This is a genomic window from Cellulomonas xiejunii, assembly GCF_024508315.1.
GTDB classification, from domain to species: Bacteria; Actinomycetota; Actinomycetes; order Actinomycetales; family Cellulomonadaceae; genus Cellulomonas; species Cellulomonas xiejunii.
This window is the reverse complement of the sequence record NZ_CP101987.1, coordinates 1597842-1610020: the sequence shown is the minus strand read 5'-3', so window position 1 is coordinate 1610020 and position 12179 is coordinate 1597842. Positions and strand designations below refer to the sequence as shown.

The following is a 12179-nucleotide window of genomic DNA, read 5'->3' as shown; positions in this document are numbered from 1 at the left end:
GAGCCGGGTCAGTCGCCTGCGAGCACCTCGTGCGCGCGCGCACGCGCCCACGACTCGGCAGCGAGCACCGCGTCCAGCGTGAGCGCGTCGGCCGGGGTCCCGTCGTGCTCGGACAGCACGCGATCCACCGTCGAGACGATCTGCCCGAACCCGATCCGCCCCGCGAGGAACGCCTCGACGCACTCCTCGTTGGCCGCGTTGTACACGGCCGGGTGCGTCGCCGACGCCGCGACCGCTGCCCGTGCGAGCCCCACCGCGGGGAACACGTCCTCCGCGAGCGGCTCGAAGGTCCACGACGTGGGCGCGGACCAGTCGCACGCGAGGGCCGCGCCGGGGACACGGTCGGGCCACGCCAGCCCGAGCGCGATGGGCAGCCTCATGTCCGGCGGTGAGGCCTGCGCGATCGTCGACCCGTCGACGAACTCGACCATCGAGTGCACGACCGACTGCGGGTGCACGACGACCGCGATCCGCTCGGCCGGGACACCGAACAGCAGGTGCGCCTCGATCAGCTCGAGCCCCTTGTTCATCAGGCTCGCCGAGTTGACGGTCACGACCGGCCCCATCGACCACGTCGGGTGCGCCAGCGCCTGCTGCGGCGTCGCGGCGCGGACCTCCGCGGCGGACCAGCCGCGGAACGGCCCGCCCGAGGCGGTCAGGACGAGACGCCGGACCTCCTGGTCCCGGCCCGACCGCAGCGCCTGGGCGATCGCCGAGTGTTCGGAGTCCACGGGCACGATCTGGTCGGGACGCACGGCTGCGGCGTGCACCAGCGCACCGCCGACGACGAGTGACTCCTTGTTGGCGAGCGCCAGGGAGCTGCCGGCACGCAACGCGGCCAGGGTCGGCAGCAGCCCGACGGATCCCGTGATCCCATTGAGGACGACATCGGCGCCCGATCCCGCCAGCTCGGCGGCGGCGTCGGGCCCCGCCAGGACGCGGGTGCCCGGCAGCGCCTCCCGCACGACCGCGGCCGCTGCGGGGTCGGCCACCGCCACCACGGGGACCGCGTGCGCGCGAGCCTGCGCGACGAGCAGATCGACGTTGGCCCCGCCCGCCGACAGCCCCGCGACGGTGAAGGACTCGGGGCGGGCCGCCATGATCTCCAGGGCCTGCGTGCCGATCGAACCGGTCGAGCCGAGCACGACGACGGACCGGCTCACGGTCGGCTCCGGCGGTCGGTGCGGTGCGTGCTCACTCGACGCCGAGCAGGACCTCGACCGCGCGCGCGACGAACGCGTCGACGGGTCCCTCCGCGTAGCCGTTGCGCCCGTTGCGGCGGCGGAACGTCGTCGCCCGTACCTCGGCGGCCGACAACGGCGCGCCGGTGTCGAAGTAGGCGACGAGCCGGTGGCACAGCTCGTCCACGTCGGCAGGCTCGTACCCGGGCTTGCGCCCCACGGGGGGCGCGAAGCGGTCACCGTCGGGTCGGCCGAGGCGCCCGTACAGGGTGCGCGCCTGCGCACCCAGGTGCGCCATCCAGGCGTCCTGTCCCCGCTCGGTGACGAACTGCGCGCGGTGACGCGCGACGAACGCCGCCTCGAGCCGGTCGAGCGCGGCGTCCACCGCGGCCGTCACGTACCCGCCGCGCACGAGGTCGAACGCCACCTGGCGCACGTCCGCTCCGGAGATCGCGCCCGCGGGCCCCTGCTCGTAGACCGAGCGCGCGTGCGAGAAGAACTCGTCGACCTCGTCCGGGTCGTAGCCGCGCCGGAGCCCGGACACCGTGCGGAACATGCCGTCGCTCACTCGTCCTCCTCCGCCGCGAGCTGACCGCACGCGCCGTCGATGTCGCTGCCACGGGTGTCCCGGATGGTCGTGGGGATGCCGTGCGCCCGCAAGCGTTCCACGAACTCGCGCTCCACCTCCGGATCGCTCGCCGTCCAGCGTGAACCCGGCGTCGGGTTCAACGGGATGGGGTTGCAGTGCACCCAGCCGCTGCCTCCGCGCGCGAGCAGCTTCTCCCCCAGCAGGTCGGCGCGCCACGCGTGGTCGTTCACGTCACGGATCAGCGCGTACTCGATCGACACGCGCCGTCCGGTCGCGTCGAAGTACCGGCGCGCGGAGTCGAGCGCCTCGTCGACGCTCCAGCGCGTGTTGACCGGCACGAGCTCGCTGCGGAGCTCGTCGTCGGGCGCGTGCAGGGAGAGCGCGAGGGTCACCGGGATGCCCTCCCCGGCGAGCTTGTCCATGGCCGGGACGAGCCCCACCGTCGACACCGTGACGTTGCGGGCCGACAGGCCGAGCCCGTCCGGCGCCGGCGCGACGAGCCTGCGCACGGTCGCCATGACCGACTTGTAGTTGGCCAGCGGCTCCCCCATGCCCATGAAGACGACGTTGCTCAGGCGGGTCTCGCCGCCGGCGACCTCGCCGGCGGCCAGCGCACGCGCGGCCTGCCGGACCTGCTCGACGATCTCCGCGGTCGACAGGTTGCGCAGCAGCCCCATCTTCCCGGTCGCGCAGAACGAGCAGGCCAGGCCGCAACCCGCCTGCGACGACACGCACAGGGTCGTGCGGTTGGCGTACCGCATGAGGACCGACTCGACCTTGGCACCGTCGAACAGGTGGTACAGCGTCTTGACGGTGGTGCCGTGGTCCGCGGTGAGCGTCCTGCTCGTCGTCAGCAGCTGGGGGAAGAGGTCGGCGACGAGCGCGTCCCTGCTGGCCTTCGGCAGGTCGGTCATCGCCTCCGCGTCGGCCGTCAGGTGCGTGAAGTAGTGGGTCGCGAGCTGCTTGGCCCGGAACGGCTTCTCGCCGAGCGCCGTGACCGCCTCGACGCGCTCGTCGGGGGTGAGGTCGACGAAGTGGCGCGGCGGCTTGCCGCGTGCACCGCGGGAGGTCGCGGTGAGCTGGAGACGTACGGGGGTGGCGTTCACGGTCGGCGCCTCCTTTCGGGGGTCAGGGCGTTCAGCCGGCAGCCGGCTGCAGCACGGTGAGCAGCACCCACACGGTGGGGGCTGTGAGCAGCAGCGAGTCCAGACGGTCCAGCACGCCGCCGTGGCCGGGCAGCAGCCGGCCCATGTCCTTGAGCTCGAGGTCGCGCTTGATCAAGGACTCGGCGAGGTCGCCGAGCGTCGCGCTCACCACGACGCCGACTCCCAGCAGCGCACCCACGAGCGGCTCGCCGTGGAACACCGTCTGGATGCCGACGACGCCGACCACGCTCGTGAGCACGAGGGAGCCGAGGAGTCCTTCCCACGACTTCTTCGGGCTGACGGACGGCGCGAGCGGGTGCCGACCGAGCAGCGTCCCGACGACGTAGCCGCCGGTGTCGCACGCGACGGCCAGGAGCACGAAGAGCGCGACGCGCGCCGGCCCGTCAGGCTCGGCGAGCAGCAGCATGACGAACCCGCCGAGGAACGGGAGGTAGGCAGCGGCGAACGTGGCGGCCGACGCGTCGCGCAGGGCGGCCTCCCCGCTGCCGTCGAGCACGCGCCACACGACGGCACCGCCGACGGTCAGCAGGAACGCGACGAACAGCGCCTCGGTCCCCGCGACGTACGCCGAGACGAGGATCCCTGCGGAGCCGACGATCAGCGGGACGAGCGGGAGGTGGATCGAGCGCCGGGTGAATGCCTGCGCGAGCTCCCACATCGCGGCCGCGACCGCGATCACCGCGAACGCCGCGAACGCCTCCTTGCGGATGAAGAGCGACGCGCCGACGACTCCGAGCAGCAGGACACCGACCGTCACGGCGGCCGGGAGGTCCCGGCCCGCGCCGGTCTTGCGAGGTGCGGCGAGCTGAGTCATCAGACCTCGAGAAGCTCGCTCTCCTTGGAGGCGAGCAGCTGGTCGACGACCTCGACGTGCTTCTTCGTGAGCGACTCGAGCTCCTTCTCGGCGCGCGCCACCTCGTCCTCGCCCGCCTCGCCGTCCTTCGCGATGCGGTCGAGCTCCTCCTTGGCCCGGCGGCGCACGGAGCGCACCGAGATGCGCGCGTCCTCGGCCTTGGTCTTGGCGAGCTTGACGAAGTCCTTGCGGCGCTCGGCGGTCAGTGCCGGGAGCACGACGCGCACGACGTTGCCGTCGTTGGTCGGGTTGACGCCGAGGTCGGAGTCGCGCAGGGCCTTCTCGATCGCCGTCGTCGACGACTTGTCGAACGGCGACACCAGGATCGTGCGCGCCTCGACCACGTTGAAGGAGGCCAGCTGCTGCAGCGGCGTCGGGGAGCCGTAGTAGTCGACGAACACCTTCGCGAACATCGCGGCGTTCGCGCGGCCCGTGCGGATCGCCGCGAAGTCCTCCTTGGCGACCTCCACAGCCTTGTCCATCTTCTCCTCGGCCTCGAGAAGTGTGTCGTCGATCACCGGTGCTCCTTCGTCTGGTTCGTGGCCCTGGGCGTGGCGGGCGGTAGGCCGTCCGCGCGGTGCTCAGCTCGAGGTGACGAGCGTCCCGATCTTCTCACCCTCGAGAGCACGCGTGACGTTGCCGGTCTCCTCGAGACCGAAGACGCGCATCGGCACGTCGTTGTCGCGGCACAGGCTCATCGCGGACGTGTCCATGACCCCGAGCTCCCCGACGATCGCCTCGGTGTACGTCAGGTGGTCGAGCTTGCGCGCGTCCGGGTCGTGGCGAGGGTCTGCGGAGTAGACGCCGTCCACGCCGTTCTTGCCCATGAGGACCTCGTGGCAGTGGGTCTCCAGGGCTCGCTGCACGGCGACCGTGTCGGTCGAGAAGTAGGGCATCCCTGCGCCGGCGCCGAAGATGACGACGCGACCCTTCTCGAGGTGCCGGATGGCCCGCAGGGGGATGTACGGCTCGGCGACCTGCCCCATCGCGATGGCGGTCTGCACGCGCGTACTGACGCCGGCCTGCTCCAGGAAGTCCTGCAGCGCCAGGCAGTTCATGACCGTGCCCAGCATCCCCATGTAGTCCGCGCGGGCGCGGTCCATGCCGCTGACCTGCAGCTCCACGCCACGGAAGAAGTTGCCTCCCCCGACGACGATCGCGACCTGGACGCCGTTGTTCACGGCGGCGGCGATCTCCTTCGCGATGCGACGGACCACCGGGACGGCCAGCCCGACGGCTCCGCCACCGAAGCTCTCACCGGAGAGCTTGAGCAGGACTCGGCGTGCTCCGTCCGGCGTTCGCCGGTGCGACTCCTGCGACGACGGCTGCTCGCTCACGTGTCCTCCACCTCGCTCGTGCGCCGCGTGGCGCGTGCCCGCTGGCTCGGTGCGGGTCGCCCGGCGGACCGCGGGCGCCCGGTGCGACGGTGGCCCCGGCCCTCGTGGGCCGGGGCCACCGTCGTCGTCACGCGCTCAGGCTCCCACGCGGTAGCGCACGAAGCCTGTCACGGTCCCGCCGGCCTCGGCGAGGACCTGGGCGACCGTCTTCTTGTTGTCCTTCGCGAACGCCTGGTCCAGCAGGACCGCCTCCTTGAAGAACCCGTTGAGGCGGCCCTCGACGATCTTCGGCAGCGCACCCTCGGGCTTGCCCTCGTTGCGGGCGGTCTCCTCGGCGATGCGGCGCTCGTTCTCGACGACGTCCGCGGGCACCTCGTCGCGCGTCAGGTACGACGGCGAGAACGCGGCGATGTGCGTCGCGATGTCGCGCGAGACCCCGGCACCGGCGACGTCGGTCGCGACGAGGACACCCACCTGCGGGGGCAGGTCCTTGCTGACCTTGTGGAGGTAGACCTCGACGTGCTCGCCGGCGAGGCGGGCGACACGGCGCAGGACGATCTTCTCGCCCAGCGTCGCGGCCGTCTCGTCGACCACCGTCTGGACGGGCGTGCCGTCCGACTCGGCGGCGAGCAGCGCGTCGGCGTCGGCGGCGCCGCTGGCGACGGCTGCGGCGAGCACGCGGTCGGCCAGCGAGATGAAGGTCTGGTTCTTCGCGACGAAGTCCGTCTCGGAGTTGACCTCGACGAGCACGCCGACCTGGCCCTCGCCGTCGGCGGTCGGGCCGACGTGGGCCGCGACGAGGCCGTCGGAGGCCGAGCGGCCCTCACGCTTGCCGACGCCCTTGAGGCCCTTGACGCGGATGATCTCGAGCGCCTTGTCGGCGTCGCCCTCCGCCTCCTCGAGCGCCTTCTTCACGTCCAGCATGCCGGCGCCGGTCCGCTCCCGCAGCGCCTTGATGTCTGCCAGCGAGTAGTTCGCCATGACTTCCGTCCGTCCTCGAGTTCTCGTCATGCCGACGTCCTCGGCATGCCGGGTGCGGCGCGGTGGTCCGCGCCGCACCCGTGGGTCGTGCCGGGCGCCCGTCAGGGCACCGGGCGTCAGGCCTGCTCGGCGTCCTGCGCCGTGGCGGGCTCGACGACGGCCTCGGCGGGAGCCTCCTCGGCGGGGGCGTCCTGTGCGGCTGCGGCCTCCTCGCGGGCCTCGGCCGCGGCGGCGGCCTCGACGGCCGGCGCAGCGTCCTCGCCCGGTGCGACTGCTGCCTCGTCCGGCGTCGCGGTGCCGGGGGCGGCCTCCACGTCACCGACCTGCTCGGCGGCGGCCTCGACCGCTGCCGGTGCGAGCGCCGGGTCCTGCAGACCGGCCTCGGCGCCGGCGAGCAGCTCGCGCTCCCACTCGGCCAGCGGCTCGGCTGCGGCGTCGGCGCCCTGCGCCCCCGCGGCACCGCCGGAGTGGCGCTTGAGCGTGCCGTCGGCGACGGCGTCCGCGATCACGCGGGTGAGCAGCTGGACGGCACGGATCGCGTCGTCGTTGCCCGGGATCGGGTAGTCGACGACGTCGGGGTCGCAGTTGGTGTCGAGGATCGCGACGACCGGGATGCCGAGCTTGCGCGCCTCGTCGACCGCGAGGTGCTCCTTGTTCGTGTCGACGATCCACACGGCCGAGGGGACCTTGGCCATGTCACGGATGCCGCCGAGCGTCTTCGTGAGCTTGTCCTTCTCGCGACGCAGGACCAGGAGCTCCTTCTTCGTCAGGGACGAGCCCGCGACGTCGTCGAAGTCGACCTGCTCCAGCTCCTTGAGGCGCTGCAGACGCTTGTGGACCGTGGTGAAGTTGGTGAGCATGCCGCCCAGCCAGCGCTGGTTCACGTAAGGCATGCCGACGCGCGCGGCCTGCTCGGCGACGGGCTCCTGCGCCTGCTTCTTCGTGCCGACGAACAGGATCGACCCGCCGTGGGCGACCGTCTGCGAGACGAACTCGTACGCGCGGTCGATGTAGGACAGCGACTGCTGCAGGTCGACGATGTAGATGCCGTTGCGCTCGGTGAAGATGAAGCGCTTCATCTTGGGGTTCCAGCGGCGGGTCTGGTGCCCGAAGTGGACACCGCTCTCGAGCAGCTGGCGCATGGTCACGACGGCCATGGCACGTCCTTCCGGCGCGCACCGCGAGGTGCGCGCGCTCCTGCGGACCCCCCGGGCCCGCGATCTCGGTTGTCGGCGCGGCCGGCGGCCGTGCCCCTGGTGCCCCACACTGCCCGCGCCGGGCACGAGGCCCGGACCGCTGCGGACGGTCCCCCGCCGTCGGCGCCGGGCCCCGCGCCACCCCCGAGCCGCCCGAGGGCGGTGCGGACGTCGCAGGACGTCGACGTGAACGACCAGGGTCGTGGCACGCGAATTCGACCGACACACGCCGGTCGTGGGAACAGTCTAGCCCACCGCCGCACGGCGTCCGGACCGGGCGCACGGCGTCCGACCGCCCGTGCCGGAGCGCCACCCGACCCCAGGTCCCTGCCGTCGCGCGCTCGTCCCCAGCCCGTGACCCTCCGACACCACACCACCGCACCGCGCACGACGATCGACCGGTGCACCCGTCCTCCCGCGCTCGTCCCGGCACCGCCCGGCGCCCCACCCGGCCGCTCGTCGCCTGGGTGGTCGGCCTCAGCCTGGGCATCGCCATGGCGTGGGCCGCGCCGGGGGCCGCGGCGCCCGGGCCGGCTCCTCCCGCCGACGCTGGCGTCTACCGCCTCCCGCTCGACGGGCCCGGCCGGGTGCTGCGTCCCTTCGACCCGCCCCCTCGACCGTGGCTCGCGGGTCATCGCGGGGTCGACCTGTCGGCGCCCGCGGACGGGCAGGTACGCGCGCCCGCGGCCGGGGTGGTGTCGTTCGCCGGCTTGGTCGCCGGCCGTGGCGTCGTGTCCGTGCTGCACGACGACGGGCGCCGCAGCAGTCTGGAACCCGTCAGCGCGACGCTTCCTGCCGGCACCCGCGTCGTCGCCGGCGACCCGCTCGGCACGGTGGCGGGAGACGCGCACGGTGGAGTCCCGGGCGGCCCCGCACTGCACTGGGGTGTCCGGGAGGGCGACGTCTACGTCGACCCGTGGGCGCTGCTTCCCGGTCGGGGACCCGTCGTCCTGCTGCCGCTGCCGTGAGGCCGGCGTCAGGCGTGCTCGGCGTCCCGCAGCCGCGTGCGCAGCCGACCCATGGCGGCCGTGTGGATCTGCGAGATCCGCGACTCGGTGACGCCGAGGACGCGGCCGATCTCCGCCAGCGTCATGCTCTCGTAGTAGTACAGGACGACGACGAGCCGCTCGCGCTCCCCCAGGCACTCGATCGCGCGGGACAGCAGGTACTTGGTCTCCTGGGCCTCGACCGAACCCGCCGGATCCTGCGCGCGACGGTCACCCAGGGTGTCCGCGAGCGTGGCCGCGCCCGGGCGGTCGTCGCTGCCGGCGAGGAGCTCGTCGAGGGCGGCGATGTTCACGGAGGCGAGCTGGGAGTAGACGGCTCGCAGCTCCCCGACGGGCAGCTCGAGCCGCTCCGCGACCTCCACCTCGGTCGGCGCACGGTGCAGGGTCGCCTCGAGCTCGCCGTAGGCGCGGTCGACGGCGCGGGCCTTGGTCCGTACCGACCGCGGGACCCAGTCCATCGCCCGCAGCTCGTCGATGATGGCGCCCCGGATCCGGGACGACGCGTAGGACTCGAACTTCACGGCACGGTCCGTGCGGTACTTCTCGATGGCGTCGATGAGACCGAACATGCCGTAGGAGACCAGGTCGGCGTGCTCGACCGTCGCCGGCAGACGCATGCCGATGCGCCCCGCGACCGCCATGACCAGAGGCACGTAGTTGAGGATCAGCTGCTCACGGGCCTGCGTGCAGTGGCTCGTCGTGAAGCGCTCCCACGCCATGTCGACGGGCGACCGCTCCTCGGCCACCTCGAGGGCCGGAGCGTCGAGCGCGGGAGCCGCGAGCTCGGTGGGCGCCGTCCGCTGCTGCGGGATGACACCGGTCGGCGCGGTCCCCGGACCGTAGCCGCGCACCGCCGTGCGCGTGTCACGATCGCCGAGGACCTCGTGAAGTGCCGGCATCGTCGGCTCCGTATCTGTGCTGGTGGTGCTGGCGGTCAGGCAGGGGGAAGGGACCCCGCCGCGAGTGGTGGTCATGGTGGTCACGCCCGCGGATGGGCGAGCTCGAAGGCGGAGCGGAGCCGCTCGGCCGAGACGTGGGTGTAGCGCTGCGTGGTCGCGAGGCTCGCGTGGCCGAGGATCTCCTGCACGGTGCGCAGGTCGGAGCCGCCCTCGAGCAGGTGCGTGGCCGCCGTGTGACGCAGCGCGTGGGGTGCGACGTCGTCCACGCCGACCAGCGCGGCGAGGTCGTGGACCACCGTGCGGACCTGCCGCTGGTCGATGCGCCCGCCCCGCCGGCCGAGGAACAGGGCGCCGCGCGAGCGTTCTCCGGCGAGAAGCGGTCGCCCCGCGTTCAGCCAGGTGCGGACGGCGCGCGACGCAGGACGCCCGAAGGGCACCACACGCTCCTTGTCGCCCTTGCCGACGACGCGCAGGGTGAGCTCGTCGAGGTCGAGGTCGTCGACGTCCGCGCCGCACAGCTCACCGACCCGCACGCCGGTCGCGTACAGGAGCTCGACGGCCGCCCAGTCACGCACGTGGACCGGGTCCCCGTCCGCAGCACGCTCCCGAGCCGCGTCGAGCAGCCGGGCGACGGGCTCGACGGCCAGGACGGTGGGCAGTGTGCCCGCGGCGCGCGCGGTGCCGAGGCGAGACGTCGGGTTCGCGGCGACGCGGCTCGTGCGGGTGGCCCACGTGAAGAAGGTGCGGGCCGCAGCCGCGCGCCGCGCGAGTGTCGCGCGGCTGAGGTCGGCTTTCGCCATCGCTGCCAGCCAGCCGCGAAGAACTGTGATGTCGATCTCGTCCACACGGGTGACGCCATGACGCACCGCGTGCTCAAGAAGATGCTCGATGTCGCCGACATATGCACGGACCGTGTGCTCCGAAACCCCGCGCTGCGCGCGCAGGTGCAGGACGAAGTCGCTGCACAGGAGCGCCCGGTGGGGCGTCCCTGGGGTGATCTCGGACATCTGCACCCCCCTAAGGTGACGTGAGACACGCGGTTCGACAAGGGGCGTTCAAGACTCCTCCTGAATGGCCTGCACGGATTGGTCGAGGATGTCCGTTCCTTCGACGCGTATTCCCACGAACGCCGCTTTTTTTCACCCGTCCGCTACTCCTGCGCGTCTGACACCACCCAACCGGACGCGACCCTTCGCGCGAGGCCGTCGAGCTCGAGCAGCCCGAGCATCGCACGGGCCTGCGCGGGCGTCGTCCCGGCGCGCGCGGCGATCTGCTCCGCGTCACGCGCCGTACGCCGCGACAGGCCGTCGTGCACTCGACGCGCCACCGGGTCGAGCCCGTCGGTCGGACGGACGTCGGTGCCGGTGGGCACGGGCGTGAGGTCCGCACCCACGTTCCCCGCGAGCTCGACGACCTCGTCCGCGTCCGTGACGCACACCGCCACCCCGTCGCGCAGGAGCCGATGGCAGCCCGCCGAGGCAGCGGACGTGACAGGCCCGGGGACTGCCCCGACCGGTCGCAGGAGCCGCGCCGCGTGGTGCGCCGTGCTCGCCGCGCCCGAGCGCCACGCCGCCTCGACGACCACCGTCGCGTGGGAGACCGCCGCGATGAGCCGGTTCCGTTGCAGGAAGCGGCCCCGGGTGGGCGTCGACCCGGGTGGCACCTCACTGATCAGGCTCCCGCCGGCGCGCACCACCTCCTCGAGCAGGGCGGCGTTGCCGACGGGGTACGCGCGGTCGACTCCCCCGGCCAGCACGACGTGCGTCGCACCACCACCCGTGAGCGCACCGCGGTGGGCTGCGGCGTCGATGCCGTAGGCGCCGCCGGAGACGACGACCCAGCCGCGGCGCGCCAGCTCCACGGCGAGGTCGACCGTCACCCGCTCCCCGTAGCTCGTGCTGGCCCGCGCCCCCACGAGCGCCACGGACCGGGACGCGGTCGGCGGGGCGCCGCGCACCCACAGCGCGAACGGTGCGAGCGCCCCCAGGTCGTCCAGGCCGCCCGGCCAGGCGGGATCGCCGGGGACCACGAGACGTGCCCCGGACCGCTGCGCGGCAGCACGGTCGCGCTCGGGGTCCAGCGACCGCCACCGTGCCGCCCACCTGCGGACGCCGACGTCGACACGTCGCCGCAGCGACTCGTCCAGCTCACCGGCCGATCGCTCGAGCCCCGACCAGTCCGGCCGGTCGGTGTCCGCGGCGCTCGTGACCCATGCCAGGGCAGCCGCGGCACCGCACGTCTGGACCAGCGCCCCGGCGACGGCGTCGCCGGGTTCGGCCAACGCGCTCCAGACCGCCCGCGCGCGGCGGTCGCTGTCGGACCCGGCGTGGTCACGGGGCCCCTCGGACGCGGACGTCCCGCTCATGCCCCGTGCCCCCGGGTCCGGAGCACCAGGGCGTGCGCGACGTCGTGGCGGTGGGGCGCGGCACGGCCTGCGAGGTCGGCGACGGTCCAGGCCACGCGCAGGACACGGTCGGCGCCCCGCAGGCTCAAGGTCCCACGGTCGACGGCCCGCTCGAGGTCCGCGACGAGCGGGCGGTCCGCGCCGAGACGCGCGTGCAGCGCACGGCCCGGGACCTCGGCGTTCGTCCGCCACCCCGTCCCGCGCCAGCGGTCCTGCTGCGCCGCGCGCGCCGTCACCACCCGACGCGCGACCGTGGCGGTGTCCTCACCCGCCACATCCGCGGCACGGGCCGCGGGGACCTCGAGCTGGAGGTCCACCCGGTCCAGCAGGGGCCCGGACAGCTTGCCGAAGTACCGTCGGCGCTGCTCGGGCCGGCAGGTGCAGGCCAGGCCCTTGCCGACCGCGTGCCCGCACGGGCAGGGGTTGGCCGCGAGGACCAGCTGGAAGCGCGCGGGGTACCGCGCGGTGCCGGCGGCACGGTGCAGCACGAGCTCACCGTGCTCGAGCGGCTGCCGCAACGTCTGCAGCACGGCCGACGTGAACTCCGGTGCCTCATCGCCCGATCG

At 73.5% G+C, this 12179-nt stretch carries 12 protein-coding genes and 1 pseudogene; 1 reads left to right on the top strand and 12 read right to left on the bottom strand.

What is annotated here, in order from left to right; translation table 11 throughout:
• Positions 1 to 8: 8 nt before the first annotated feature.
• From dxr to rpsB, 8 genes are all read right to left on the bottom strand, one after another.
• Positions 9 to 1163, bottom strand: coding sequence for a 1-deoxy-D-xylulose-5-phosphate reductoisomerase (gene dxr / locus NP048_RS07410; RefSeq protein WP_227577562.1), 1155 nt, complete (start codon positions 1161 to 1163; stop codon positions 9 to 11).
• Positions 1164 to 1194: 31 nt separating this feature from the next.
• Positions 1195 to 1749 carry a DivIVA domain-containing protein gene (locus NP048_RS07405; RefSeq protein ID WP_227577561.1) on the bottom strand — a complete coding sequence of 185 codons (555 nt, stop codon included), beginning with the start codon at positions 1747 to 1749 and terminating at the stop codon, positions 1195 to 1197.
• Positions 1746 to 2876 (bottom strand): dual-specificity RNA methyltransferase RlmN, encoded by a 1131-nt coding sequence (gene rlmN, locus NP048_RS07400; RefSeq protein ID WP_227577560.1) that lies wholly within the window; start codon positions 2874 to 2876, stop codon positions 1746 to 1748. The genes NP048_RS07405 and rlmN overlap by 4 nt, the downstream gene beginning before the upstream one ends.
• Positions 2877 to 2907: 31 nt before the next feature.
• Positions 2908 to 3750, bottom strand: a complete 843-nt coding sequence (locus tag NP048_RS07395; RefSeq protein ID WP_227577559.1) for a phosphatidate cytidylyltransferase — start codon at positions 3748 to 3750, stop codon at positions 2908 to 2910.
• Positions 3750 to 4307 carry a ribosome recycling factor gene (frr, locus tag NP048_RS07390; protein ID WP_227577558.1) on the bottom strand — a complete coding sequence of 186 codons (558 nt, stop codon included), beginning with the start codon at positions 4305 to 4307 and terminating at the stop codon, positions 3750 to 3752. The genes NP048_RS07395 and frr overlap by 1 nt, the downstream gene beginning before the upstream one ends.
• 63 nt (positions 4308 to 4370) lie before the next feature.
• The gene (gene pyrH, locus NP048_RS07385; protein ID WP_227577557.1) at positions 4371 to 5126 is read right to left on the bottom strand and encodes a UMP kinase; all 756 of its coding nucleotides are present in this window, start codon (positions 5124 to 5126) and stop codon (positions 4371 to 4373) included.
• Positions 5127 to 5261: 135 nt separating this feature from the next.
• Complete coding sequence (gene tsf, locus NP048_RS07380) at positions 5262 to 6107, bottom strand: translation elongation factor Ts (protein WP_227577718.1); 846 nt, start codon at positions 6105 to 6107, stop codon at positions 5262 to 5264.
• A gap of 116 nt (positions 6108 to 6223) precedes the next feature.
• The gene (rpsB, locus tag NP048_RS07375; protein ID WP_227577556.1) at positions 6224 to 7264 is read right to left on the bottom strand and encodes a 30S ribosomal protein S2; all 1041 of its coding nucleotides are present in this window, start codon (positions 7262 to 7264) and stop codon (positions 6224 to 6226) included.
• A gap of 440 nt (positions 7265 to 7704) precedes the next feature.
• Here rpsB and NP048_RS07370 point away from each other — a divergent pair, with 440 nt between their 5' ends.
• Positions 7705 to 8271: a murein hydrolase activator EnvC family protein gene (locus NP048_RS07370; RefSeq protein ID WP_227577555.1), complete on the top strand. Its 567-nt coding sequence runs from the start codon at positions 7705 to 7707 to the stop codon at positions 8269 to 8271.
• Positions 8272 to 8279: 8 nt separating this feature from the next.
• Here the strand turns inward: NP048_RS07370 and NP048_RS07365 are convergent, their stop codons facing one another.
• From NP048_RS07365 to NP048_RS07350, 4 genes and pseudogenes are all read right to left on the bottom strand, one after another.
• Positions 8280 to 9209 carry a FliA/WhiG family RNA polymerase sigma factor gene (locus NP048_RS07365; protein WP_227577554.1) on the bottom strand — a complete coding sequence of 310 codons (930 nt, stop codon included), beginning with the start codon at positions 9207 to 9209 and terminating at the stop codon, positions 8280 to 8282.
• A gap of 80 nt (positions 9210 to 9289) precedes the next feature.
• Positions 9290 to 10216, bottom strand: a complete 927-nt coding sequence (locus NP048_RS07360; RefSeq protein ID WP_227577553.1) for a tyrosine recombinase XerC — start codon at positions 10214 to 10216, stop codon at positions 9290 to 9292.
• A 143-nt stretch (positions 10217 to 10359) separates the two neighbouring features.
• On the bottom strand, positions 10360 to 11574 hold the full coding sequence (dprA, locus tag NP048_RS07355) for a DNA-processing protein DprA (RefSeq protein ID WP_227577552.1): 1215 nt from the start codon (positions 11572 to 11574) through the stop codon (positions 10360 to 10362).
• Positions 11571 to 12170 (bottom strand): annotated as a pseudogene (locus NP048_RS07350) (ATP-binding protein); the annotation flags it as partial. The pseudogene NP048_RS07350 and the gene dprA, both read right to left, overlap by 4 nt.
• Positions 12171 to 12179 lie beyond the last annotated feature (9 nt).

Coding starts and splice junctions, on each gene's coding strand:
- rpsB (WP_227577556.1), bottom strand. CDS start 7,264: ATGGCCGTCGTGACCATGCGCCAGCTGCTCGAGAGCGGTGTCCACTTC.
- dprA (WP_227577552.1), bottom strand. CDS start 11,574: ATGAGCGGGACGTCCGCGTCCGAGGGGCCCCGTGACCACGCCGGGTCC.
- NP048_RS07360 (WP_227577553.1), bottom strand. CDS start 10,216: ATGTCCGAGATCACCCCAGGGACGCCCCACCGGGCGCTCCTGTGCAGC.
- NP048_RS07365 (WP_227577554.1), bottom strand. CDS start 9,209: ATGCCGGCACTTCACGAGGTCCTCGGCGATCGTGACACGCGCACGGCG.
- NP048_RS07395 (WP_227577559.1), bottom strand. CDS start 3,750: ATGACTCAGCTCGCCGCACCTCGCAAGACCGGCGCGGGCCGGGACCTC.
- tsf (WP_227577718.1), bottom strand. CDS start 6,107: ATGGCGAACTACTCGCTGGCAGACATCAAGGCGCTGCGGGAGCGGACC.